Annotated in this window: 24 protein-coding genes; 13 read left to right on the top strand and 11 right to left on the bottom strand. The window is 70.8% G+C overall.

Annotated features, from left to right (window positions below):
- Positions 1–141 precede the first annotated feature (141 nt).
- Complete coding sequence (locus OG453_RS18915) at positions 142–534, bottom strand: ankyrin repeat domain-containing protein (protein WP_266869091.1); 393 nt, start codon at positions 532–534, stop codon at positions 142–144.
- A 295-nt stretch (positions 535–829) separates the two neighbouring features.
- Here OG453_RS18915 and OG453_RS18910 point away from each other — a divergent pair, with 295 nt between their 5' ends.
- Positions 830–1,024 (top strand): hypothetical protein, encoded by a 195-nt coding sequence (locus OG453_RS18910; RefSeq protein WP_266869090.1) that lies wholly within the window; start codon positions 830–832, stop codon positions 1,022–1,024.
- A 48-nt stretch (positions 1,025–1,072) separates the two neighbouring features.
- Positions 1,073–2,662: a hypothetical protein gene (locus tag OG453_RS18905; protein WP_266869089.1), complete on the top strand. Its 1,590-nt coding sequence runs from the start codon at positions 1,073–1,075 to the stop codon at positions 2,660–2,662.
- A gap of 76 nt (positions 2,663–2,738) precedes the next feature.
- On the opposite strand, the gene OG453_RS18900 is transcribed toward OG453_RS18905, so the two are convergent.
- Positions 2,739–4,238, bottom strand: coding sequence for a PLP-dependent aminotransferase family protein (locus OG453_RS18900; RefSeq protein WP_266869088.1), 1,500 nt, complete (start codon positions 4,236–4,238; stop codon positions 2,739–2,741).
- Positions 4,239–4,388: 150 nt separating this feature from the next.
- Between OG453_RS18900 and OG453_RS18895 the strand changes: the two genes are divergently transcribed.
- From OG453_RS18895 to OG453_RS18880, 4 genes are all read left to right on the top strand, one after another.
- On the top strand, positions 4,389–5,012 hold the full coding sequence (locus OG453_RS18895) for a YitT family protein (protein WP_266869926.1): 624 nt from the start codon (positions 4,389–4,391) through the stop codon (positions 5,010–5,012).
- Positions 5,009–5,776, top strand: a complete 768-nt coding sequence (locus OG453_RS18890) for a glycerophosphodiester phosphodiesterase (RefSeq protein ID WP_266869087.1) — start codon at positions 5,009–5,011, stop codon at positions 5,774–5,776. Before OG453_RS18895 ends, OG453_RS18890 begins: the two co-directional genes overlap by 4 nt.
- A gap of 48 nt (positions 5,777–5,824) precedes the next feature.
- Positions 5,825–7,177 carry an MFS transporter gene (locus OG453_RS18885; RefSeq protein ID WP_266869086.1) on the top strand — a complete coding sequence of 451 codons (1,353 nt, stop codon included), beginning with the start codon at positions 5,825–5,827 and terminating at the stop codon, positions 7,175–7,177.
- A 256-nt stretch (positions 7,178–7,433) separates the two neighbouring features.
- The gene (locus OG453_RS18880; protein ID WP_030360404.1) at positions 7,434–7,808 is read left to right on the top strand and encodes an RNA polymerase-binding protein RbpA; all 375 of its coding nucleotides are present in this window, start codon (positions 7,434–7,436) and stop codon (positions 7,806–7,808) included.
- Between the two features lie 86 nt (positions 7,809–7,894).
- On the opposite strand, the gene fxsA is transcribed toward OG453_RS18880, so the two are convergent.
- From fxsA to OG453_RS18860, 4 genes are all read right to left on the bottom strand, one after another.
- Positions 7,895–8,470: an FxsA family membrane protein gene (fxsA, locus tag OG453_RS18875; protein ID WP_266869085.1), complete on the bottom strand. Its 576-nt coding sequence runs from the start codon at positions 8,468–8,470 to the stop codon at positions 7,895–7,897.
- Positions 8,471–8,587: 117 nt separating this feature from the next.
- Positions 8,588–9,379, bottom strand: a complete 792-nt coding sequence (locus tag OG453_RS18870) for a polyprenol monophosphomannose synthase (RefSeq protein WP_266869084.1) — start codon at positions 9,377–9,379, stop codon at positions 8,588–8,590.
- Positions 9,380–9,868: 489 nt separating this feature from the next.
- Positions 9,869–11,512, bottom strand: a complete 1,644-nt coding sequence (locus OG453_RS18865) for an amidohydrolase (protein ID WP_266869083.1) — start codon at positions 11,510–11,512, stop codon at positions 9,869–9,871.
- A gap of 57 nt (positions 11,513–11,569) precedes the next feature.
- The gene (locus OG453_RS18860; RefSeq protein ID WP_030789227.1) at positions 11,570–12,010 is read right to left on the bottom strand and encodes an Lrp/AsnC family transcriptional regulator; all 441 of its coding nucleotides are present in this window, start codon (positions 12,008–12,010) and stop codon (positions 11,570–11,572) included.
- Between the two features lie 199 nt (positions 12,011–12,209).
- Here OG453_RS18860 and OG453_RS18855 point away from each other — a divergent pair, with 199 nt between their 5' ends.
- Positions 12,210–12,671 carry a hypothetical protein gene (locus tag OG453_RS18855; protein WP_266869082.1) on the top strand — a complete coding sequence of 154 codons (462 nt, stop codon included), beginning with the start codon at positions 12,210–12,212 and terminating at the stop codon, positions 12,669–12,671.
- 4 nt (positions 12,672–12,675) lie between these two features.
- Here the strand turns inward: OG453_RS18855 and OG453_RS18850 are convergent, their stop codons facing one another.
- The 3 genes from OG453_RS18850 to OG453_RS18840 form a co-directional block, all read right to left on the bottom strand.
- On the bottom strand, positions 12,676–13,767 hold the full coding sequence (locus OG453_RS18850; protein ID WP_266869081.1) for a phosphotransferase family protein: 1,092 nt from the start codon (positions 13,765–13,767) through the stop codon (positions 12,676–12,678).
- A gap of 29 nt (positions 13,768–13,796) precedes the next feature.
- On the bottom strand, positions 13,797–14,924 hold the full coding sequence (locus tag OG453_RS18845) for a hypothetical protein (protein ID WP_266869080.1): 1,128 nt from the start codon (positions 14,922–14,924) through the stop codon (positions 13,797–13,799).
- A gap of 531 nt (positions 14,925–15,455) precedes the next feature.
- Entirely contained in the window at positions 15,456–16,628 is a 1,173-nt protein-coding gene (locus tag OG453_RS18840) for an acyl-CoA dehydrogenase family protein (protein WP_266869079.1), read from the bottom strand.
- Positions 16,629–17,012: 384 nt separating this feature from the next.
- On the opposite strand from OG453_RS18840, the gene OG453_RS18835 reads away from it, so the two are divergent.
- Positions 17,013–18,275, top strand: coding sequence for a glycoside hydrolase family 18 protein (locus OG453_RS18835; protein WP_266869078.1), 1,263 nt, complete (start codon positions 17,013–17,015; stop codon positions 18,273–18,275).
- Positions 18,276–18,329: 54 nt separating this feature from the next.
- Here OG453_RS18835 and OG453_RS18830 read toward each other — a convergent pair whose 3' ends face one another.
- On the bottom strand, positions 18,330–18,917 hold the full coding sequence (locus OG453_RS18830) for a TetR/AcrR family transcriptional regulator (RefSeq protein ID WP_266869077.1): 588 nt from the start codon (positions 18,915–18,917) through the stop codon (positions 18,330–18,332).
- A 177-nt stretch (positions 18,918–19,094) separates the two neighbouring features.
- On the opposite strand from OG453_RS18830, the gene OG453_RS18825 reads away from it, so the two are divergent.
- The 3 genes from OG453_RS18825 to OG453_RS18815 all read left to right on the top strand — a co-directional run bounded on the left by OG453_RS18825 (position 19,095) and on the right by OG453_RS18815 (position 21,608).
- The gene (locus OG453_RS18825) at positions 19,095–19,709 is read left to right on the top strand and encodes a DUF6230 family protein (RefSeq protein WP_266869076.1); all 615 of its coding nucleotides are present in this window, start codon (positions 19,095–19,097) and stop codon (positions 19,707–19,709) included.
- 71 nt (positions 19,710–19,780) lie between these two features.
- On the top strand, positions 19,781–20,677 hold the full coding sequence (locus tag OG453_RS18820; RefSeq protein ID WP_266869925.1) for a DUF6114 domain-containing protein: 897 nt from the start codon (positions 19,781–19,783) through the stop codon (positions 20,675–20,677).
- A 16-nt stretch (positions 20,678–20,693) separates the two neighbouring features.
- Entirely contained in the window at positions 20,694–21,608 is a 915-nt protein-coding gene (locus OG453_RS18815) for a hypothetical protein (protein ID WP_266869075.1), read from the top strand.
- Here OG453_RS18815 and OG453_RS18810 read toward each other — a convergent pair.
- Positions 21,586–21,738, bottom strand: a complete 153-nt coding sequence (locus OG453_RS18810; protein WP_266869074.1) for an SCO1431 family membrane protein — start codon at positions 21,736–21,738, stop codon at positions 21,586–21,588. The two genes, OG453_RS18815 and OG453_RS18810, sit on opposite strands and share 23 nt — an antisense overlap.
- A gap of 253 nt (positions 21,739–21,991) precedes the next feature.
- On the opposite strand from OG453_RS18810, the gene OG453_RS18805 reads away from it, so the two are divergent.
- Positions 21,992–23,470 (top strand): M1 family metallopeptidase, encoded by a 1,479-nt coding sequence (locus tag OG453_RS18805; protein WP_266869073.1) that lies wholly within the window; start codon positions 21,992–21,994, stop codon positions 23,468–23,470.
- Between the two features lie 128 nt (positions 23,471–23,598).
- A complete protein-coding gene (locus tag OG453_RS18800) occupies positions 23,599–23,958 on the top strand; it encodes a hypothetical protein (protein ID WP_266869072.1) in 360 nt (119 codons plus the stop codon).
- Positions 23,959–23,977 lie beyond the last annotated feature (19 nt).

Genomic DNA, 23,977 nt, shown 5'->3' with positions numbered 1-23,977 from the left:
CGGGCCGCTCACGGTCCGCGCGGTGCGGCAACACCTGCCCCGCCGTCGCGTCCGTAAATCACGTCGTCATGATGACCCAGCGGTTCAGCCCGCCGCGACCACATTTCCAGCGCCCCCGTTGTTGCTGGTCAGCTACCCCGTTCAGGCCGCCCCGAACAGCTCGAGGAGCTCCGTCTTGGCGAACATACGGGCGGTGTCCACCGCCGAAGGAGTTCCTGCGGCCGGATCGGCACCGCCGTCGAGCAGCGCCCTGATCACGGCGTCCTCGCCCTTGAAGACGGCGCCCGCGAGCGGCGTCTGCCCCCGGTCGTTGGCGCGGTTGGCCTCGGCGCCCCGCTCCAGGAGGGCACGGACCGCGTCGGCGTGCCCGTGGTAGGCGGCCAGCATCACGAGCGAGTCGCCGCTGTCGTTGGTGAGATTGGCCGGAACGCCCGCGTCCACGTACGCCGTGAGCGCCGCGGTGTCGCCCTGCCGCGCCAGATCGAAGATCTTGGTCGCCAGCTCCACGACTTCCGGGTCGGGTGCTTCGCTCATGGACCGGACCGCCTTTCGACTGCGGGGTGATTCGGGGGGGCGTACGGCGCTCGGTGCAGCCGTACGAGTGAATCGACAGGGTACTGCCCGTCCGGGCACATGACCGGGCCCGCCCGCGGCAAAGATCACAAGGGGCACATACACCTCACGACCTGCGCACGGGTGGCCCAGCAACCCTCGCCCATTCGAGGGAAATTACGAGGAATTCCCCCATTTGCACCTTTTATCGTATGGATACATTCTGTGAGCCTGGAAGTACTGATGGTGACTGTCCCCACCAACCAGGAGAACCCTCATGGTCCTTTCCATCTCGAGCGTCGTGCTGCTCGGAATCATCGTCTTCTTGTTCTTCCGCAAGGACGGCCTCAAGGCGTCCCACGCGGTGGTCTGCGCGCTCTTCGGCTTCTTCATGGCGGGGACCGCCATCGCCCCGAGCATCAAGGCCGGCAGTGCGAGCCTGGCGAGCCTGCTCGGCGGGATCAAGTTCTGACGTCCCCTGCCCCCCGTAGCACTTCGTTCGCACCATCAGGAGACTGACGTGGCCCGGCGCCCCCTCCCCCGCATTCTGAGCAACGGCACTGCCCCGATCGCCCGGAGCCGGGAGCTCGCACGGTCGGCCGCCGACAGCGCCACCGACGTCCTCCATCCGCTGATCACGATCACCCGTGGACTGCGCCGGCTGGCTTCAGCCGGGCGGCGCAAGTGGGCCGACACACCCAAGGACCGGCGCGGACCGCTGCTGTTCCTCGTGGCCTCCGTGGTTCTGGTCGTGGCGCTCATTCCGTACGGTCCGCTGCTCGCCGCCATCTGCCTGATGGCGGCCGCCGGGTGGACAGGGCGGGAGCGCACGGCGCCCGCGCCGACCGGCCCCGACGAGGCGCAGATCCAGCGGCTGCAGTCCCTCTATGAAGCACTCGTCCCGTACTTCTCCGTCCCCGAGGACCCCGCCCCGCTCTTCGCGCACGGCGGTGAGTGGGACAAGGCCTTCACTTCGTACGAGTTCGACGACTCCGGGCGCGTCTCCCATCTGGTGGTGCGCTACCCGGCGTACTTCACGGACGGCGAGGCCGAGTCCCGCGCACGGATCGAGCAGCTCCTGCACGCCAAGTCGGGACGCGGCCGCGAATACCACTTCGCGTGGGACGAGGAGGGCAACCAGCTCACGGTGAACGTGCTGCCCCCGCTGCCCACCGACATCGCCGCCCAGCGATTCGTCACCGCTCCCGGCGAGACCGTGCTCGGCTTCACCGACCCCACCGGAGTCCAGCGCACCCTGCCCGTGGCGGACGGCGACGACCAGCGCGACGTACCCCCCGTCGTCTGGCGCACAGGACCCCGTTCCACCGAGCCACACCTCCTGGCGGTCGGCCAGCCCGGCAGCGGCACCACAAGCCTGCTGCGGTCCATCGCCCTGCAGGCGCTCCAGCACGGCGACGTCCTGATCGTCGAGGGCAGCGGCACCGGCGACTACGCCTGCCTGACCGGCCGTGACGGCGTCCTTGCCGTCGAGTGCGGGCTCGCCGGGTCCCTGGCCAGCCTGGAGTGGGCGGCACACGAGACGGAGCGGCGCCTCATCTCCGCCAACCGCGCCCGGCAGGCCGGCCACCCGGCACCGGAGGACACCAAGCGCCCCCTGTGGATCCTCCTGGACCGCCCCAGCGTCCTCGGCCACCTGGCGGCGGCCGACGGACACCAGGACCCGCAGTCCCTGCTGCAGGTACCGCTGCGGCACGGCAGGGCGGCCGCGGTCACGGTCGTCGTGGCCGACCAGTTCGACAGCCTGGACGCGCTGAGCGACTCCGTACGGCAGCACACCCGCGCGCGCGTGGTGCTCGGCCCCGCGACGCCCGACCAGCTCGAGGACGTCCTCGGCGTACCGCCGCACACGACCCCCACGGCCCACGTCCCGCCGGGCCGCGGCTACGCCCGGCTCGGCACGGCCGCGGTGCACCGCCTCCAGGTGCCGGCGACACCCGACCCGTACGACGACGCGACCAGCGAGTCGCACCGTCAGGCGGTCCTGGAGCTGCTGCCGGGGCGGAGCACACCGGCGGACGCGGTTGAGCCGGTGGCGGTCGCGGGGGCAGGGGCGGAGCCCCAGCCGGAGCCGGTGCCCGCCGAGAGCTGAAGAGCGAATGACGGGTGACAGATGCTGAAATCTGTCACCCGTCATCCGTCTTCTCTCACCCGCCACCTGCCAGCCATCACGCCACAAACGCCCGAGGCGTCTCCACCCCGGCCCCCGCCCCCGTCTCCACCAACCGAGCCGCCGCCGCCAGTCGCGCCGCCGCCTCGTCCGCCACCGCGCCTCCCACGGTGAACGGCAGCCGCACATACCCCTCGAACGCGCCGTCCACTCCGAAGCGCGGCCCCGACGGGACCCTGACCCCCACGCGTTCGCCGACCTCGGCGAGGCGGGAGCCGGAGATGCCGCCGGTGCGCACCCAGAGGGTGAGGCCACCTGCCGGGACCTCGAACTCCCAGCCGGGCAGTTCGCGGCGGACGGCGGCGACCAGGGCGTCGCGGTTCTCGCGCGCCTGGGCCCTGCGCACTTCCACGGCCGACTCCCAACCTCCGGTGTTCAGGAGCCAGTTCACGGCCAGCTGTTCCAGGACGGGGGTGCCCATGTCGGCGTACGCGCGGGCCGAGATCAGGCTGCGGATCACATCGGGGGCGGCCCGCACCCAGCCGATGCGCATGCCCGCCCAGAAGGCCTTGCTCGCCGAGCCGACGGTGATGACGGTCGAGCCCGCGGGGTCGAATCCGCAGACGGGGCGCGGCATCGGCAGGTCCGTGTCGAGCTGCAGTTCACTCATCGTCTCGTCGACGACGAGGACGGTGCCGGAGGAGCGGGCCGCGTCGACGAGTCGGCGCCGCTGGTCCTCGTCGGCGAGGGCGCCGGTGGGGTTGTGGAAGTCGGCGACCACATAGGCGAGCCGGGGCGCCGCGTCGCGCAGCACCTGGCGCCAGCGGTCCATGTCCCAGCCGCCGAGTCCATCGGCCATGGCAACGGGGACGAGACGGGCCCCCGTCTCGCGCATGAGCTGGAGGATGTTGGCGTACGACGGGGATTCGACGGCGATGCGTTCGCCGCGCGGGGCGAAGAGGTGGCAGATCGCGTCGATGGCGCCCATCGCGCCGGTGGTGACCATGATCTGTTCGGGCATGGTCGGGATGCCGCGCGCGGTGTAGCGCTCGGCGAGCATCTGGCGCAGTTCGGGCAGGCCGGCCGGGTAGTCGCCGTGGGTGTGCGCGTAGGGAGGCAGTTCCTCCAGGGCGCCCTGGACGGAGCGGGTGAGCCAGGGCTCGGGTGCGGGCAGGGCCGCGCAGCCCAGGTCGATCATCGAGCCGAGTGCCTCGGGCGGCAGCGGTTCGAGCCCGCGCGCGGGCAGCGGGTTGCCGGCGGGGACGGCAGTCCAACTGCCCGCTCCCCTGCGGGATTCCAGGAATCCTTCGGTGCGCAGCGCCTCGTACGCGGCGGCGACGGTGGTCCGGCTGACGGAGAGCGACACGGCCAGTTCGCGCTCGGCGGGCAGGCGGGCGGCGACGGGGACCCGGCCTTCGAGGACGAGCATGCGGATGCCATCGGCGAGGGCGCGGTAGGCGGGCGGCCTGCGGCTGCCCGGGCCCGCGGGGCGGGTCTGCTGAGAGGTGAGCAGCCGGGCAAGCTGTGTGGCGCCCACCGCCGAAGTCCACTGAGCCATGATTCCCAGTCCACCTTCCTGGAATTGGCCATGGTTGGCATCCCTTTACAAGCCACAGAGTGTCATGCGTCAGGCCACTACCACTAGCGGGGGGCATCCTTGTCCACGACGAAGCCGACGACGACGCCCACGGCGCATCTGGCGCGCCGGCTGATCCAGTTGTACGTAGGCCTGGCGCTGTACGGGGCGAGCTCCGCGCTCCTCGTGGAGTCCGGGCTCGGCCTCGAGCCGTGGAACGTGCTGCACCAGGGTCTGGCCGAGCTGACCGGGATGTCCATCGGCGTCGTCTCGATCTTCGTGGGCGCGGCCGTGCTGCTGCTGTGGATCCCGCTGAGGCAGCGTCCCGGTCTGGGCACGGTGTCCAACGTCTTCGTCGTGGGCCTGGCGATGGACGGCACCCTCGCGCTGTTGCCGGACGCGCACGCGCTCGCCGCCCGTGTCCCGCTCCTGGTGGCGGGCATCGTCCTGAACGGTGTGGCGACCGGGCTCTACATCTCGGCCAGGTTCGGGCCGGGGCCGCGGGACGGTCTGATGACGGGCCTGCATCAGCGCACGGGCCGCTCGATCCGGCTGATGCGGACGCTGATCGAGGTGGCGGTGGTGGCGACCGGCTTCGCGCTGGGCGGCACGGTGGGTGTGGGGACGATCCTGTACGCGCTGGCGATCGGGCCGCTCGCCCAGTTCTTCCTGCGCTTCTTCGCCGTCCCTGCTCCATCCGGGAGTGACGTGGTGGCTGCCGGCGGTCAACCGGAGCAGGCGATACTGCAGCGGTGACCCAGCACGTACCCCATCCCTATCTCGACCATCCGGGCCCGCTCGCCTTCGCCCACCGCGGCGGGGCGGCCGACGGCCTGGAGAACACCACGGCCGCGTTCCGGCGCGCCGTCGGCCTGGGCTACCGCTACATCGAGACGGACGTGCACGCCACGTCGGACGGCAGGCTCGTCGCCTTCCACGACGCGACGCTGGACCGGGTGACGGACGGGGTCGGCCGGATCGCCGACCTTCCCTGGGAGGACGTGCGCCACGCGCGCGTGGCGGGCAGTGAGCCGGTGCCCCTCTTCGAAGAGCTCCTGGAGTCGTTCCCGGACGTCCGCTGGAACGTGGACGTCAAGGCCGAGCCCGCCCTGCTCCCGCTGCTGGATCTGCTGCGCCGTACGGATGCCTGGGACCGTGTGTGCGTGGGCTCGTTCTCGGAGGCCCGGGTGGCCAGGGCGCAGCGCCTTGCGGGGCCGCGCCTGGCCACCTCGTACGGGACGCGGGGTGTGGCGGCGCTCCGGCTGCGTTCCTACGGCGTACCGGCCGCGGTGCGCCGTTCCGCAGTGTGCGCGCAGGTGCCCGAGACGCACGGCGGGATCCGGGTGGTCGACCGCCGCTTCGTGCGCGCGGCCCACGCGCGCGGGCTGCAGGTCCATGTCTGGACGGTCAATGACGCGGACCGTATGACGGCCCTTCTCGACCTCGGAGTGGATGGCATCATTTCCGATCACATCGAGACGCTGCGCGAGGTGCTGAAGGACCGGGGCACCTGGGCCTGACCGCCTTGGCGGGGGCAGCGGACCACGGGGAACAGCGAGGGGGCACGGGTGGGCAGCGACACCGTGCGGGCAGAGCGGACGGCCGACGAGGAGGCCGCAGGGCGGCGGCGCGAACAGCGCGGCTGGTACGTCTACGACTGGGCCTGTTCCGTCTACTCGACGAGCGTCCTGACAGTGTTCCTCGGCCCCTATCTGACGGAGATCGCCAAGACGGTCGCGGACGCGGACGGGTACGTCCATCCGCTGGGCGTCCCGGTCAGCGCCGGGTCGTTCTTCGCGTACACGGTCTCGGCGTCGGTGCTCGTCTCGATCTTCGTGATGCCGCTGGCGGGCGCCGCGGCCGACCGTTCGGGCCGCAAGAAGCCGCTCCTGGCGGCAGCGGCCTATCTGGGGGCCGGGGCGACGGCGGGGATGTTCTTCCTGGACGGCGACCGCTATCTGCTCGGCGGTTTCCTACTGGTCGTCGCGAATGCGTCGCTCGCGGTGTCGATGGTGCTCTACAACTCCTACCTGCCGCAGATCGCGACACCTGAGGAGCGCGACGCCGTCTCCTCGCGCGGCTGGGCGTTCGGCTACGCGTCGGGCGCGCTCGTCCTGGTGGCGAATCTGGTCCTGTTCCTGGCGCATGACACCTTCGGTGTCTCCGAGGCGACGGCCGTGCGCATCTGTCTGGCGTCGGCGGGTGTGTGGTGGGGCGCGTTCACGCTCGTACCGCTACGAAGGCTGCGCGACCGCAAGGCTCCGCCTTCGGAGACGGCGGGACGCGGCTGGCGGCAGCTGGCGTCGACCGTGCGCGACATGCGCCGCCACCCGCACACCCTCGCCTTCCTCCTGGCGTACCTCGTCTACAACGACGGCGTGCAGACGGTGATCTCCCAGGCGTCCGTGTACGGCTCGGAGGAGCTGGGCCTCGGCCAGTCGACGCTGATCGTGGCGGTCCTGCTGGTGCAGCTGCTCGCGGTGGCGGGCGCGCTCGGCATGGGGCGGCTCGCCCGTACGTACGGGGCCAAGCGCACGATCCTGGGCTCGCTGGTCGCGTGGACGGTGACGATCGGCGCCGGGTATTTCCTGCCCTCGGGGGCGCCGGTGTGGTTCTTCGTGCTCGCCGCGGGGATCGGTCTGGTGCTCGGCGGCACCCAGGCCCTCTCGCGGTCCCTGTTCTCGCATCTGGTTCCTGCGGGCAAGGAGGCCGAGTACTTCTCCGCGTACGAGATCAGCGATCGCGGCATGGCCTGGCTGGGGCCCCTGGTGTTCGGCCTGACGTTCCAGCTCACGGGGAGCTATCGGGACGCGATCATCTCGCTGGTGGCCTTCTTCGTGATCGGTTTCGTGCTGCTCGCGCAGGTGCCCGTACGGCGTGCGGTGCGCGACGCGGGAAATCCCGTACCCGACAGGATTTAGCAACTGAAGCCAAAGGGCGGTAGTGTACGCGTTTGGCCTACCAGGCGGACCGTTACTGCGCGATGAGCATTCAGAAACGCTGGGTGACATCTTTGACTAGATGTGACAAACCGGGCGCTGGTGGGTACAACAAGGGGCGGCATACGACGGCGACGCATGACCCTGAACGGGAATCTTTACCGCCGACCGGACGTTGACCGGATGACGACGACAGCGACACCTGTCCTGTGGGCGACAAGCCCGGGAGGCACGATTCATGAGTGAGCGAGCTCTTCGCGGCACGCGCCTCGTGGTGACCAGCTACGAGACCGACCGCGGCATCGACTTGGCTCCGCGCCAGGCCGTGGAGTACGCATGCCAGAACGGGCATCGATTTGAGATGCCCTTCTCGGTAGAGGCGGAAATCCCGCCGGAGTGGGAGTGCAAGGTCTGCGGGGCCCAGGCACTCCTTGTTGACGGCGATGGACCTGAGGAGAAGAAGGGGAAGCCTGCGCGTACGCACTGGGACATGCTCATGGAGCGCCGTACTCGAGAGGAACTCGAGGAGGTCCTGGAGGAGCGCCTCGCGGTGCTCCGGTCAGGAGCCATGAACATCGCGGTGCACCCGCGGGACAGCCGCAAGTCCGCCTGACGGCGAACTGAACAACACCGCACATACGAAGGCCGGGGCCCTGCTCAGCAGGGCCCCGGCCTTCGTATGCGTGCCCGTCCGCGGGCTCAGTGCGGGAGCTGCGGGTCGTCCGGGCGCGGCCCCCTTGTCGGCGGCTCGTCGTCCCTGATGACCTCGCCCTGGACGACCTTGCCGTCCGGGCGGTGCATGCGCGCCTGCTGGAAGGCGTCGCCGAGGCCGCCGGGGGTGGCCTCGCGGACCTTGCGCTCGATGGCCCGCTCCGCGAAACGGCTCACGGCCTTCTGGACGGGCGGCACCAGCAGAACCAGTCCCAGGGCGTCGGAGATCAGCCCCGGCAGGATGAGCAGCAGCCCGCCCAGCATCGTCAGGGCGTTGCCGCCGCCCCGCTCGGCGGTGGGGGGCGTCAGGCCGCTCTGCTGCTGTTGCAGGGTCTCGCTGAGCTCCTGGAAGGCCCGGCGTCCGGCGCGCTTGATGACCACGCCGCCGAGCACCACACCGGCCACGAGCAGCAGGAAGACCGTGAGCCCGCCGGCGGCGCCCGCCACGACGGTCAGCAGCCAGATCTCCAGGACCAGCCACGCGGCGATGCCGAGCGGCAGGAACCTCAGGACGCGGGAGCGCCGGGGCCGGGCGGGTCGGGTGGGCGGTACGCCAGTCGTCATGGCTCCAGTGTGCCTGGGCCCGGTTCAGTCCGGCATAAGGGGATGATCAATAAGCGCCGCTCAGGGGCACGCGGCCCCCTGTGGGGGCCGGTGCGGGCCTCAGCGTGACTCAGTGGCTCAGCGGGGCTTGCGGCCCGTGACGCGGCCTACGCGCTCGCCCACGCCCCACGCCGTGACGCGCCAGAGCGCCTCGGCGACGATGTCCTGGCTCATCTTGCTGTCGCCGTGTTCGCGCTCGATGAACGTGATCGGCACCTCGACGACGTGGTACCCGGCCTTGATGGCCCGGCGGGCCAGGTCGACCTGGAAGCAGTAGCCCTGCGACGCGACCTCGTCGAGGCCGATGCCTTCGAGGGTCTCGCGGCGGAACGCGCGATAGCCCCCGGTGATGTCGCGCAGCGGCACGTCGAGCATCAGCCGGGAGTAGGTGCTGCCGCCGCGGGAGATGAACTCGCGGTACTTGGGCCAGTTCACGATGCGTCCGCCGGGCACCCAGCGCGAGCCGAGGACCAGGTCGGCGCCCTTGAGGGCGGTGAGCAGCCGGGGCAGCTCCTCCGGCTGGTGGGAGCCGTCGGCATCCATCTCGACGATCACGCCGTAGTCGTGGTCGAGCCCCCACCGGAAGCCCGCCAGGTAGGCGGCGCCGAGGCCTTCCTTGCCCTTGCGGTGCAGTACGTGGACCTGGTCGTCGTCGACCGCGAGCTCATCGGCGATCTTGCCGGTGCCGTCGGGGCTGTTGTCGTCGGCGACGAGGATGTGCACATCGGGCACGGCGGCCCGGACACGGCCGACGATGGACTGGATGTTCTCCGCCTCGTTGTAGGTCGGAATGATCACCAAGGCCATGCCGAGCGGGCCGAACTGCCTCCCCTGGTCACCGGTTTCGGAGACCCCACCGCCGTCGTTCACTACTGCCCCTTCGTTCGTACGCAGAGGACCACCATAGTGGCCGCGTCCGGAGTGGCCACGGCGGCACGGGCAGATGAACGGAGTACTGCGGATCGGGGCCCGGCACCCTTCGGGCCGACCTGGGGCCCGCTGGCTGCGGGTCGACCGAGAGCCGTTGTCTACTGAGCGTCCGGGCCCCACCCGGGTCACACCCGCCGACTCGGTGGAACGTTCCCTCGCGTCCGTGGCACGGGCGCTGGACCTGGCTCCCAGTGGTGGTGCGCCGGTGCGGCACACCTCCCATGGCCCAGCGGCGTTCGACGGCTGCGTGGAGGTTCCCCGGTCGGACGTCCTGTGGTGGACCCGGCCGAACCTACCGGCCGACGGCGGCGTTCTGTCAATAGCCGTTTGACCTGGGCCGTTTGGAGAGACAGCCAGGTCAGTGCGGCGGATGCGCAGGTCGCGGGAGACGGCGAAGGGCCGCGATCGGCCGTACACACCGCGGGGACATCACTCGTCCGGCCGCACGAAGACCGGCTGCCCGAACACGACCGTGCGCAGGCAGACGGGCAGCTCGGCCCCCGGCGTCAGATCGGGCAGTCCCGGCGTTCCGGAGCGCGGGTCGGTGGACCAGCGGGCGACGCGGTCGTCGGGCGCCTGGACGACCAGGTCGTCGGTGCGCCACACGGCGTAGTCCGCGGGTGCGCCCGGCACCAGGACGCCCGCGTCGTCCCGGCCGATGGCCCGCCAGCCGCCCCGCGTGTGGGCGGTGAACGCGGCACGTACGGAGACGCGGTGTTCGAGGGTCCGGTGGAAGGCGGCGGCGCGGACGGTGCCCCAGGGGTCGAGCGGGGTGACGGGGCTGTCGGAGCCGAAGGCGAGCGGGACGCCGGTGCGCAGCAGGGCGGCGTACGGGTTGAGGGTGCGGGCCCGCTCGGCGCCGAGGCGCTGGACGTACATGCCGTCGTCCCCGCCCCACAGGGCGTCGAAGGCGGGCTGCACGGACGCGGTGAGGCCCAGCTCGGCGAAGGCGGCGATCGTCTCGGGGGTGAGCATCTCGGCGTGTTCGACGCGGTGCCTGGCGGCGCAGACGCGGGGCAGGCCGACCTTCTCGGATGCGGCGCGGATGCCCTCGACGACGGCGGTCATTGCGGCGTCGCCGATGGCGTGGAAACCGGCCTGGACGCCGGCCTCGGTGCAGGCGATGACGTGCGCGGCGACGGCGGCGGCGTCCAGGTAGGCGGTGCCGGTGTGGCCGGCGTCGGCGTACGGCTCGTGCAGGCAGGCGGTGTGCGAGCCGAGGGCGCCGTCGACGAAGAGGTCGCCCGCGGCGCCGACCGCACCCAGTTCCTTTGCACGGGCGATGCCTTCCGCGCCCTGCTCGGCCCAGTAGCCGACGACGCGCGGTCCGGCCTCGCCCGCGGCCAGGCGGAGCAGTCCGGTCAGGTCGTCCTCGCCGGAGATGTCGGGTCCCGCGCACTCGTGCACGGAGCCGATGCCGAGCGAGGCAGCGCGCCGCAGGGCCGCGCGCTGGGCATCGGTGCGCTGCTGCGGGGTGAGCGCGCCGAGGGCGGCGGCGCGCACCGCGTGGTGGGCGTCGGCGGTCAGCGGGGCGTCCACCTGGAAGCCGGTTCGCCCGGTGACGCCGGGGACGAGGTCGAGGAGCGCGGTGGTGACGACCGCCGAGTGGACGTCGATGCGGGAGAGGTAGAGAGGGCGGCCGCCGGTCGCCTCGTCGAGCTCCACGCGGGTGGGCGGGCGGCCGCCGGGCCAGCGGGCGGCGTCCCAGCCGTGGCCGAGCAGGACGCGGTCGTGCGGGCGTGCGGCGGTGTGTTCGCGGACGAGGGTGAGCGCCTCGTCGAGGGAGCGCGCACCCGTCAGGTCGAGTCCCGTCAGGGCGAGGCCGGTGGCGGTCGTGTGCACATGCGCATCGGTGAACGCCGGGGTGACGAGAGCTCCCTCCAGGTCGACGATCTCGTCCACACCGTCGGCGAACGCGTCGGCCGCCCCTTCGGATCCCACCCAGGCGACGTGCCCGCGTTCGACGACCATCGCCGTGGCGAACGGGTCGGCGGGGCTGTGGACGTCTCCGCCGCGCAGCAGCACGGTGCGGTGACCCTGAGGGGGGTTCTGGGGGGCGGTGCTCTCCATCATGGGACCAGTCTGGCCCCTGCCGGTGCGCGCCCCGCACAGGGGGCGCCCGCGGCCTTCTCAGACCTGCGGGGGCCGCGCCTCGTAGGGGGTGGAGAGCACGACCGTCGTCCGCGTCGAGACGCCGGCCAGGGCGCGCAGCCGGCTCAGCAGGTGTTCCAGCTCCAGGGGCGTCGCCACGCGCACCTTGAGGATGTAGTTCTCGTCGCCCGCCACGCTGTGGCACGCCTCGATCTCCGGGACGCCGGCGAGGCGTTCGGCGATGTCGTCGGGCGCGCTGGGGTCGAAGGGCTTCACCGAGATGAAGGCCGTGAGCGGCAGCCCGACGGCTTCGGGGTCCACGACCGCGGCGTAGCCACGGATGACACCGCGCTGCTCCAGGCGGCGTACCCGCTGGTGCACGGCCGATGTGGACAGGCCCGTGGCCTTGCCCAAGTCGGTGTAGCTCATCCGCCCGTCCTTGACGAGCAGCTGCACGATCTGTCGGTCCAGCTCCTCCATGCGCCGAACCTACAGGGCTCTTGATCCCTCCGGATACCTGAGAGCCGACGTCGGACATCTTCTTCCGGCATGTGACGAACGCCACATGCCTGTGACTGTGTCCAAAGGGATGCCACGATTACCTCTACGACGGGACGGGAAGTGCTTGCTGTGGTCGAGGCCGCAGCGCCTTCTCGGCCCACCCAAGGGGGAGATTCCCATGCAGAACTTGAAGCGCCCCGGTCGCTCTGCCCGCAGCAAGCAGCAGCGCTCCGATGAATCCGCGTCCGCCCTCGCATCGGAGGGCGTCGAACCGGGTTCCGAACCGGCCGAGCACGGCGCCGACTTCGACGCGTACGACACCTTCGAGATGTATCGCGTGACGTGCCCGGACTGCGCGCAGCCGATCGCGCTCCTGGCCGACGAGGACGTGCTGCCCGAGCACGCGCTGTGCCCCACTCCGTGGAACCCGTTCGGGCTCACGGTCTGCGCGGGCACGGGCCGCGCGGCGGCCGACGCGGCGCCCGCCGACGAGTCGATGGAGGCTCAGGAGCAGGACACCGCCCTGCTGTTGACGCTCCCTCAGGGACTCGACTGGCGGACCCAGCCCTTCTCGCACGTCGGCGGCCAGGGCTCGCGCCCGCTGAGCGTGCCCCGGCAGGTCCGGCGCTCGGCCGCCTGAGCGTTCACCAGTAGCTGCCCTGCACCATGGCCGCCAGGCTGGCGTGGTGCAGGATCAGCGTGTCCGGATCCTCGGGGACCGCGGCCTCGCCGAAGTGCACCTGGCGGTAGGCGACGCGGAGCATGACGATGGCGTGCCGCAGCGCCGCATACAGCGTGTGGAAGTCCATGGACCGCGGTGTGTGGCCGGTCAGTTGGGCGTAGCGCTCCTCGATGCGGTCCCGGCGCAGGAAGTCCGGCAGACCGTCCTGCCCGAAGCTCACCGTCAGGTCCTGGAAGAAGCGGTGCAGATAGACCAGCCAGCCGAGGTCGACCTCGCGGGGTGCGAGCGCCGCCATCTCCCAGTCGAGGACGGCCGCGGGTTCGAAGCCGTCGTAGATGACGTTGCCGATGCGCGCGTCACCCCAGTTGAGGACGGCGTCGCCCTCTTCGTCGGGCCACATTTCATCGAGCCGGTCGAAGGCGCTCTCGATGAGCGGTGAGCGCGGCAGACCGTCGACCACCCAGGCGTAGTAGGCGCGTTGGGCGGCGACGTGCCGGCGCAGCGGGCTGCCATCGCCCGGCAGCGCGAGGAACTGGGCCTCCTCGACCGGCACTTGGTCGTGCAGGCGGGCGACCAGGCCGATCGACGCCTCCTCCAGGTGAGCGCGTTCGGCGTCGCTCGCCGCGTGCAGCCAATTCCCCTCGTACGTATAGGGCATGACGTCCGGTGGCACGCGGCCCTCGACCCGCTCCATGACGAAGAAGGGTGCGCCCAGCGGCCCCGGGTCCTCCTCCAGCCAGAGCACGCGCGGCACCGGCAGATCGGTGCGCTCGGCGACCAGCCGCATCGTGCGGTGCTGGCGCGGCAGGTCGTAGACCGGGAAGATCGTGTACGCGGCCGGGTCCGCCGCCACGCGCAACGCGCAGGCCCGCAGCGGTGGTTCGGGGTGCTCGATGTCGAAGAGCAGGGTCTCGCTCGACATGCCGTTGGACTCGGGGACCCGCACGCCGGTGGCCTTGGCGCCGGGCAGCCGCGTGGCGAGCCAGGCGGTGAGGCGGCGGGCCAGCTCCTCGGGGTCGCGGGTGGTGGTGCGGGGGCGGGGTGCTGTGGCCATCGCGGAGCTCCTCTCCTTGGCTGCGGATCTCAGGGGGCGACGGAGTCGAAGCCGGTGAAGCCGCTCGGGTCGTGGCGGCCGAAGCTGCCGTGCTCGAAAATGCCGTACCCCGTCTGCCCGTTGAGGGTGAAACGGGCGGCGTGGTCGATGACTCCGTACGCGGCCATGGGGTGCGCTGAGGGGTCCGACAGGTCGTAGGCGCGCCGGTCGCTCCAGCCGCGCCCCTGCCAGGTGCCGTGCTGCCAGTCGTCGGCGGGCGGATAGCCGGCGCCCACGGCGAGCGGCAGGGAGGCGAGGACCTCGACGCCGAGCTCCAGGGGCTTGCGGTCGTCGGGGTCGGTCAGGTGGATGACGGCGCGCTCGGGGTGGCGGGTGCCGGAGCGGTAGGTGATGTCGGCCTGGGGCCAGCCGAGTTGGCGGTCGCGGTGGCCTTCGCGGACGAGTGTCGCCTCGTTGAGGGTGCGGTGACCGTCCGCGTCCTCCTGGGTGATGACCATGAGGAAGCGGTCGTCGAAGCGCACCGGGCTCCAGATCCAGTGGAAGCCCTCGGTGCCGAACTCCTCCTCCAGACGCCCGCGTTCCTCGCCGGGTATCGGCCGCACGCCCCAGCTCCGGTCGCGGGTCGCGGTCCACTCCCCCGCCTTCACCGCGATCTCCTCGCCCCCGATGCGGATCTGCCCGGAGCAGCCGCCCGCCTGCACGAAGCGGCGCCCTTCGAGGGAGAGCCGGTCGCCGCGCCGCTGGATGTGGTGGGGCTCCCACAGGGCGGGGAAGCCCGCGGACCAAGTGATGTCGTACGAGAGGGAGTCGGGGTCGCCGGGATCGGCGGCGCACCTCAGGCGCAGGCGTCGCAGCGGCTCGTCGACGGTGATGCTCAGCGGGCCGACGGAGAGGTTCATCCGGTCGTCGCCGAGCGCGTCCGATGCGCGTACGGCGTGCAGCGTATCCCCGGTCCGCAGGGTGGCGTAGGCGTCGATCACCCCGACGTTCGGGTAGACGCCGAGCCCGAGGATGAGGAGCGCGCGGCCCTCGTGGTCGAAGAGGTGGAAGATGCAGCGGTCGTAGGCGTTGCGGTCGCCGGTCGCGACGTGCTTCATCGAGAGCGGGACTTGGTGGATCGGGTACTCGTCGAGCGGAACGGGACGGTCCTCTGCCACGGCAAACCTCCCTGGGCGCACGGCAGTTGCGAGTGCGCGGGGCAGGTCAACAGCCCCCGGCGCGGAGTTGACGGTACGTCAGACCGCGCGACGGAGCCAGACACGTGTCAGCCCGCGTTCCCACAGGGCGCCCGCACATCAACGCACGGGCACGTCGAGAACTGACGCTCGATTCCGACCGGCGGTGACCTGTCCGGCTCGGTGCGCGTTGGCCCGGCATGACCACCCCCACGCCGATGCCCGCCGCGCTCCCGCCGACCGGCCGTCGCAGGCGCCCCCTGCTGCCGGCCCCCACACCCCCCGCAGAATCGGTTCCCCAATACCCCCAGCGCCCCCCGTCACCGCAGCGCCCTCAGCCGCCTCAGCGCACTCAGTCCCCCCAGCCGCCACAGCCACCCCAGCCGCAGTTGCAGGACCCGCCCATCTACCGTGCCCTGATCCGGAATTGGGCCGAGCGCGGCAAGACGCTGCCGGGGCGCCACGACCCGGAGTGGGTCCGGCTCGCGGCGCCGCCGGTCAGGCGCGGGCAGTTCAGCGCGAGTCGGGACCCGCGAGGTGACGGGCGATGACCATCCGCTGGATCTGATTGGTGCCCTCGACGATCTGCAGCACCTTGGCCTCGCGCATGAAGCGCTCCACCGGGAAGTCCGCGGTGTAGCCATAGCCGCCGAGCACCTGCACGGCGTCCGTCGTGACCTTCATCGCGGCGTCCGTGCACAACAGCTTGGCCATGGCCGCCTGCTTGGAGAACGGCCTGCCCGCGTCGCGCAGCCTGGCGGCGGCGAGATAGAGCGCCCGGCCCGCCTCGATCTGCGTCGCCATGTCCGCGAGCATGAACCGAAGGCCTTGGAAGTCCGCGATCGGCCGGCCGAACTGCCGCCGCTCGGTGGCGTACGAAAGCGCCGCGTCCAGCGCTGCCTGGGCCACGCCGACGGCACAGGCCGCGATGCCGAGCCGCCCCGAGTCGAGCGCGGACAGCGCGATCGCGAAGCCCTGGCCCTCCTCGCCGATGCGGCGGGCATCGGACACCCGTACCCCGTCGAAGTTGATCTGGGCGGTGGGCGAGCCCTTCATGCCCATCTTCTTCTCCGGCACCGCCGCGTTCAGGCCCTCGGCGTCGCCCGGCACCAGGAACGCGGAGATGCCGCGCGCCCCCTCGCCGCCGGTGCGGGCAAGGACGGTGTAGAAGTCGGCGACCCCGCCGTGCGTGATCCACGCCTTCGTACCGGTGAGAACCCAGTCGTCGCCGTCCCGCACGGCCTTGGTCCGCAGGGACGCCGCGTCCGAACCCGACGCGGGCTCGGAGAGGCAGTACGCCCCGAGCAGTCCGCCGCCGAGCATCGCGGGCAGATGCTCGCTCTGCTGCTCCTTGGTGCCGTAGCCGGCGAGCGCGTGGCAGGACAGGGAGTGGACGCTGACGCCGAGGCCGACGGTGAGCCGGGCTGCGGCGAGTTCCTCAAGGACCTGCAGGTAGACCTCGTACGGCTGGTCGCCGCCGCCGAATTCCGAGTCGTACGGAAGACCGAGCAGTCCGGACTCGGAAAGCAGGGTGAAGACCTCGCGCGGGAAGTGCCCGGCGTCCTCTTGCTCGGCCGCGTCCGGGGCGATCTCGCGCTGGGCGATGTCCCGGACCAGCGAGAGCAGATCCCTGGCCTCATCCGTGGGCAGCTGACGGTCCACCGGCTGCGGGGCGTGGTCGGGCATGACGCTCTCCTCCCTGTCGGGCGCTGCGGCGGGCGCCACCAGGGTGAGGCGACGCCGCCGGGAAACGATGCCGGGCCGGGGTCTCCTTCCGGGTCACGGAAGCGGCTGACCAGCGGCTGTGGCGCGTTGAGTATGCCCGATCGGCGGCAGCCAGTCACTGGTTAACGACCGCTTACTCAAAAGATAGCCGAAGATCACAGGCGATCGCAGGCGATCACGGACGACCGCGGACGATCACGGGATTGGTACGAACCATTGACCGCACTGGTCTAGTCCTCCTACTGTTCCCCCGAGCGTCTTAACGCGTTCATGCCAAGACGCGCAACACAGGTCCACAGCTGCACCACTTCCCCCCTCCCTGTTTCCCCCCCACGAGGAGACACGATGCTCAGACCGCACACCCCCCGCGCCCGGTTCAAGGCGCTCCTCGCCACCGCCTGTTGCGCCGCACTCGGCGCCGGTCTGCTGGCCGGTGCGGGCAGCGCCGCCGCCGGGCAGGGCAAGGACTCCGCGACAAAGGCCACGAAGGCGACGAAGGCCGCCGCCGGTTCCAAGGTCGTCGGATACTTCACCGAATGGGGTGTCTACGACCGGAACTACCACGTCAAGAACGTCAAGACGTCCGGCTCGGCCGCCAAGCTCACGCACATCAACTACGCCTTCGGCAACGTCCAGGGCGGCAAGTGCGCCATGGGCGACGCCTACGCGGCGACCGACAAGGCGTACACCGCCGACCAGTCGGTGGACGGCGTCGCCGACACCTGGGACCAGGAGCTGCGCGGCAACTTCAACCAGCTGCGCAAGCTGAAGAAGGAGAACCCGAACCTGAAGGTCCTCTGGTCGTTCGGCGGCTGGACCTGGTCGGGCGGGTTCACCGAGGCGGCGAAGAACCCCGAGGCCTTCGCCCAGTCCTGCTACGACCTGGTCGAGAATTCCAAGTGGGCCGATGTCTTCGACGGCATCGACATCGACTGGGAGTACCCCAACGCCTGCGGCCTGACCTGTGACACCAGCGGGCGCGAGGCGTACAAGAACCTGATGTCCGCGGTCCGTTCGAAGTTCGGCAGCGGCAATCTCGTGACCGCGGCGATCCCGGCGGACGCGTCGGACGGCGGCAAGATCGACGCCGCCGACTACGCGGGCGCCGCCCAGTACGTCGACTGGTACAACCCGATGACGTACGACTTCTTCGGCGCCTGGGACGCGCAGGGCCCGACCGCCCCGCACTCGCCGCTCACCTCGTACGGCGGCATACCCAAGGAGTCCTACAACTCCGACGCCACGATCAAGAAGCTGAAGGCGCTCGGCGTTCCGTCCGAGAAGCTGCTTCTCGGGATCGGCTTCTACGGCCGCGGCTGGACGGGCGTCACGCAGAAGGAGCCCGGCGGCACCGCGACCGGACCGGCCGCGGGCAAGTACGAGCAGGGCATCGACGACTACAAGGAACTGAAGACCAAGTGCCCGGCCAACGGCACGGTCGGCGGGACCGCGTACGCGCACTGCGGCACCAACTGGTGGAGCTACGACACCCCGGCGACCATCGCGGGGAAGATGGACTACAAGAACCAGCAGGGCCTCGGCGGCACGTTCTTCTGGGAGCTCAGCGGAGACACGTCCGACGGTGAGTTGATCAAGTCCATCAACTGACCGTTCGCACGGGGGATTCGGGGCGGGAGCCGGTCGGCGGCTCCCGCCCCGTCCTCATGGCCGCGCCGGGGCCGGAAACGACGGCTCGAAGTCCTCGATGACGCGCAGTGTGTCACCGAGGGTGCGGACGAGCAGGTCGCAGACCGTCTCGCGGGCCAGCTCCCGGTGGCCGATCCAGTCGAGCGTGATGCCCTCGGCGCTGCACAGCCAGCCGAGCAGCGCGGTGCGCGCGAGCCGCGGGATGTCGCTGCGGCCGTACGCCCCTTCGGCGATCGTGCCGATCAGCGCCTCGCGCACACCGTCCCGTATGGCGTGCACCTCGGCGTCGAAGCCGACGCCGCCGCTGATGATGGTGCGGTAGGCGGCCTGGTGGTGCTCGGCGTAGCGCAGATAGCCGTCGATGGTGCGCTGCACCCGCTCGACGGGCGGCAGGTCGTCGTGGCGTCCGGCGCGGGCGACCAGGTCGGCGACGGAGTCCTCGATGATCGCGAGGTAGTACCCGCGCTTGGACTTGAAGTAGTAGTAGATCAGCCCTTTGGCGACGCCCGCCTGCTTCGCGATGTCGTCCATCGACAGCGCGTCGTAGGACGTGTCGGCAAACAACTTCCGGCCGATGGTGATGAGTTCGGCGCGGCGCGCCACGGAGCGGTCGGTGCCACGCTGTTGACTATTATTCAATTTCGGCCCTAGTCTCCAACTGCCTCGGGATGTCCGCAGTATGGCAGAACCGTGCCACCTGCCGGTTCGGCTCCCGACGGCGCTTCACGCACTCCCCTTACGCACGCCTGTGCACGCGGAACGACGTACGGGAGGAAGACAGTGGGCGCAGCACGCAGCGCGGTACGCGAAGGCAGAACTTCCTGGAAGAAGACGGCCGTTGTGGCCCTGCCGGCCGTCCTGGCCGTCGGCGCGATGGCCTCTGTGATGGCCGAGGGCGCGCTCGCCGCGTCCTTCGCCGTCTCGGGCACCAGCTTCCAGGTGTCGTCGGGGAAACTCACCAGCCAGGGCCTTTCCTCCTACGTACAGACCGACCGGGACATCGACGGCAAGGGGCACCCGGTGGCGCTCCTCGGGATCGGTGACGCGACGCTGTCCGACATCTGCCAGGCCGCCGAGGTCAAGACCCCGGTGGGCACGGTGGTGTTCAAGCTGACCGCGGGCGGCGAGGCCGGCCAGGTCACGGCGAGCAACCTCGTGATCGACGGCGAGGATCTGGAGGGCGACGCCCGCTTCGGCACGGCCCAGATCGGCCGGGACGCCTCCACGCTCGACGAAGTGCCCGGGGTCAAGGGCGAGAAGGGGAAGTTCGGCCTGCAGGCCGGCGACATCACCGTGTCCGGCGTGAAGTCGCACGCCTGGTCGGCGACCGGCGGGAACTTCCGGCTCAAGGGCATGAAGCTCGACGTCAGCGTCGGCGGCAAGAAGTGCTTCTGACCGGCGGCCGAAGAGCCGGGGTCAAGGCGTTCGGGCGTGACGGCGGCGGCTGGCTCGACGAGCGCCTTCCGCTGCGGGAGCCGCGCCGGGTGCTGCGCCGATGGCGGCGGACCCGCCCCTTCTGGGGCGGTCTGCTGCTGGTCCTGGGCGGCGCCGAGCTGCTGCTCGTGCCGCTGTCGCCGCTGACCGTCCTGGTCAGCCTGGGGCTCGGCGGGCTCGCCGCGATCGGCATCGGGCTCGCGCTGATCACCGCGGGGATCTTCCTGTGGCTGCTTCCGCACGCCCACCACTATGTGAGCGTCAACGCCCTGATCCTGTCGGTGCTTTCGTTCGCGGCCACCAACCTCGGCGGGTTCCTGGTGGGCATGGTGCTCGGCATCGCGGGCAGCGCCATGGGCTTCGGCTGGACGCCGGTCCCGGAGGGGGACGAGGAGTCGCCCGAGGTGCCGAAGGTGCGGGACGGGCAGGGCACGCGGACGCTCGCCGTGCTCCTTCCCGTGCTGATCCTCGCCGGGATCATGAACGGGAGCCCGGCCAAGGCGGCTCCCGGGGAGGCGATCGTGGCGCCGAGCACGCCGCCGACCGTCACCACCACCCTCTTCGCACCGCAGGGCTTCACCCTGGCCGGCGTACGCGAGATCCCCACGGCCGAGGGCCCGTTGAAGGTCATGGTGCTGCGGATGAAGGCCGCGTCGCTCACCGACTACCGCCTGAAGACCCGCGACGGGAGCCGTGAACTCGCCCTGGGCGCCGACACCTTGGACCTCAGCGGCTCGGTCACGCTCTATCTGACCAAGTTCAAGGGCTGTTTGGAGGGGCTGCTCTGTCTGACCTTCACGCCCGACAAGCTGCCGGTGCCGCCCGTCGTGCCGCCGTTCGTCTTCATGACGGACGTGAGCGCCGAACAGGCCCTGGTCACATCGGACTTGATCGTCACGGACGGGCTCACCCTGCGGGCGAGCCCATGACGGCGGAGGCCCGCGCATGATCCAGATCCAGGCCGCCCTGTTCTGGGCGTACGCGATCGGCGCGACGTTCGCGATGTCCGCGGGGCGGCAGTTGCAGGTGTGGGAGCGGATCAACGCGGGCGAGGGCCCGCGCACCCGCAGCCGCGCCGCCAATCCGTATCTGGCGCTCACGGTGCTCTTCGCGGCGGTGCTGCTTGTCCCGACGGGGCTCTTCCTGCTGTGGCAGAACCCGGCGTGGGCGACCATGCACGTCGCGGACGGGCACGAGGGGGTGTGGGCGGGGTTCGTGCTGTTCTACGCGGGCGGGATCCCGGTGGCCGCCGTCCTCGGGTTCCTGGTGGCGCAGGCGCTCGTCCTCGTGGGGGCCGGCTACTGGGCGTATCTCCAGTGCGTGGGCGGCTACTTCCTGCTCTTCGGGACGCTGGTGCACGGCTGGGACGGCCGGGGGTACGAGCGGTTCCTCGCGCCCGGCGCACGGGGCTTCGCGCGGTGGCGACAGGACAGTGTCGTCAACCACGTACTGGACTTCCTGACGTCCGGCACGTTCCTGGCGCTGCTGATCTTCGGCGCGGCGGTGATCGGCACCATGCTGCTCACCGAGATCGGCTGGCTGATGGAGGGCTGGTCGCTGCCGGGCGCCGACGAGGACCGCAAGGTGCACAGGGTCCTGGCGATCGCCATCGCGGCGGCCGGGGTCTACGGCCTGCCGTTCCTGGGCGCGCTGGTCGCGAGTGTCCTGGTGCGCCTCGTCGGCGGGTGGATCGGGCTTCCGCTGTTCGCGGTGCTCGCGGGCGTCACCCTGCTGTCGCGGCGCTCGCCCGTGCGGTGGCTGTACGGCCTGGTGGGCGTGCCGCACCGGCACTGGCGGGCGGATCTGGACCGGACCGCGGAGAGCTACGAGACCGAGGTCACATCAGCCCGGTCTGCGTGACCAGCATCGCGAGGACGACGACAAGGGTCCAGCCGAGCACATGCTCGAGGATCTTCGGGCCGTCTTCCTTGGGGCCGCCGGTGCGGGTGACCGCACGGGGCGCGGTGGCGGTGGCTGTGCTCGCAGTCATGGCAACTCTCGCTACATCGGTCGGCAGTGGCATCCCCCCACTGACCCGTCCACCATGCCACCGGATTCCGCCGTCGCGGGCGAGAGCTTGGTCACGCGTCGCTTGGTCACACGCCGCCGGGCCCACGCGGCACCCGGGAGGCCAGGTCCCGGCGCCCGGTACAACCGGGGCCGTCGGCCGTGCGTCTCACTACGAACGGCGGGGCATCTTCCCGCCGGCTCGTCCGCGCAACCATCCGACCGAAAGGTTTCCGATGAGCACGTACCGGACGCCCAGCCGCAGAGCACGGCTCGCCCTCGTGGCGGCCGTCACCGTGACGGCCGCCCTCACAGGAACGGTCTCGCAGGCCGCGCCGTCCGCACCGCCCGCCCCGTCACCCGGAGCGCCGGGCCTGGGCGACCCGATGTTCCCGCTGGACGGCAACGGCGGATACCGGGTCGACCGCTACACCCTCGACTTCGACTGGCAGGCCCCGAAGACGCCGTTCGAGGCGACGGCGACGATCAAGGCCACCGCCACGCAGTCGCTGTCCCGCTTCAACCTGGACTTCGGCGGCAACACCCTGCACGGCGTCAAGGTCAACGGCTCGACGGCGGGCACGTCCCGCGACGGCGACGAGCTGACCGTCACGCCCAAGTCCCCGATAGCCAAGGGCAGTTCGTTCACCGCGAAGGTCACGTACACCGCCGACCCGACCCAGACGCGGCACCGCGACGATGCCATCGAGGACTACGGCTGGATACCCACGGCCGACGGCACGGTGGTCTATCCGCAGCCGAACGGGGCCCGGCTGATCTTCCCGGCGAACGACCACCCCAGCCAGCGGGCGCCGATCACCTTCCGCATCACCACGCCGAAGGACCTGACTGCGGTCGCCAACGGCAGGCTGGTCGACCGCACCGAGCGCCCCGGTGACCGGGTGCGCTGGACGTACGACTCCGAGCAGCCGCTGTCCACGCAGCTCGTCCAGATGGCGGTCGGCAAGTTCAAGCTGATCGACTCCAAGGGTCCCGGCGGCCTTCCGCTGCGGGACGTCGTCCCCGACGCCCTGGTCGAGCCGACGGCGGAGTACCGCAAGCTCACCCCGGATCATCTGACGTGGCTTCAGGAGAGGCTGGGCCCCTACCCGTTCAACCGGTACGGCCTCCTGGTCGGCGACACGGACCTGGCGGTTGCCCTGGAGACCCAGACGCTCTCCCTGATCCCGAAGGCCGACCTCCTCGGCACGAAGGTCGACGCCGAGCGGAACATGGTGCACGAGCTGACCCACCAGTGGTTCGGCGACAGCGTCGCCCTGGCGAGCTGGTCCGACCTGTGGGTGAGCGAGGGCCATGCCCGCTTCTACGAACGGATGTACTCCGAAGAGCACGGCGGCGACAGCTTCGAGGCCGCGATGAAGACCGCGTACCAGGCCCATGACCAGTGGCGCCGCGACTTCGGCGCCCCCGCAGAGCCGACCGAGCCGAACCTCTTCAAGCGCATGCGCTACGACGGCTCGGCCCTGGTCCTGTACGCGCTGCGCGAGCAGGTCGGCGACGCGACGTTCCAGAAGATCGAGCGGGCGTGGATCAGCACCTACCGGGGGAAGACGGCGAGCACACAGCAGTACATCGACCTGGCGTCGAAGGTCGCGGGCGAGGACCTCGAAGGCTTCCTGCGGCCCTGGCTCTACGGCTCGAAGACACCGCCGATGCCGGGGCACCCGGACTGGGTGGTGGATCCGGCGAAGTGATGTCCTTGTGACGTACTCCGCGGGACCGGACGAAGCGGATGATCTCGTTCGGCTCCGCGGCGTCATGTCCGTCCATATGCTCACAGTTGATCTCCAGGGGGGAGATCAGTGTGTATGAGGAGGGGACCATGACCGGAGTTTCCAGACGTGCCCTACTGGGCTACTCGGGCAGCGCCGCGGCGGGTGCCGCCCTGGCGGGAGCCGGGTCGGCGCATGCCGCCGATGGCGAGCCGGCCGAAGCGGCCCAGGCGGACGCGGCCCAGTCGTCGGACGCCAACATCGCGAACGGCACCGAGTTCGCGGGCGACGTCAGCATCGGCGACATCGACGCGATGATGCAGATGTCGTTCAAGATCAGGGTCGAGAACGCGCCCGCCGCGAAGCAGATCACCCCGATGGAGATCGTGGACGCGTTCAACGAGATCGCCATGTCCCGCGGCTGGCCCAAGATGACGTTCTACTACGCCACTTCGGCGGCGCTGAACTGATCCCGCGCACGAGGGGCCC

The organism is Streptomyces sp. NBC_01381, assembly GCF_026340305.1.
Lineage (GTDB): Bacteria > Actinomycetota > Actinomycetes > Streptomycetales > Streptomycetaceae > Streptomyces.
The sequence above is the reverse complement of the archived record's forward strand: the minus strand, read 5'-3'. Positions and strand labels throughout refer to the sequence as shown.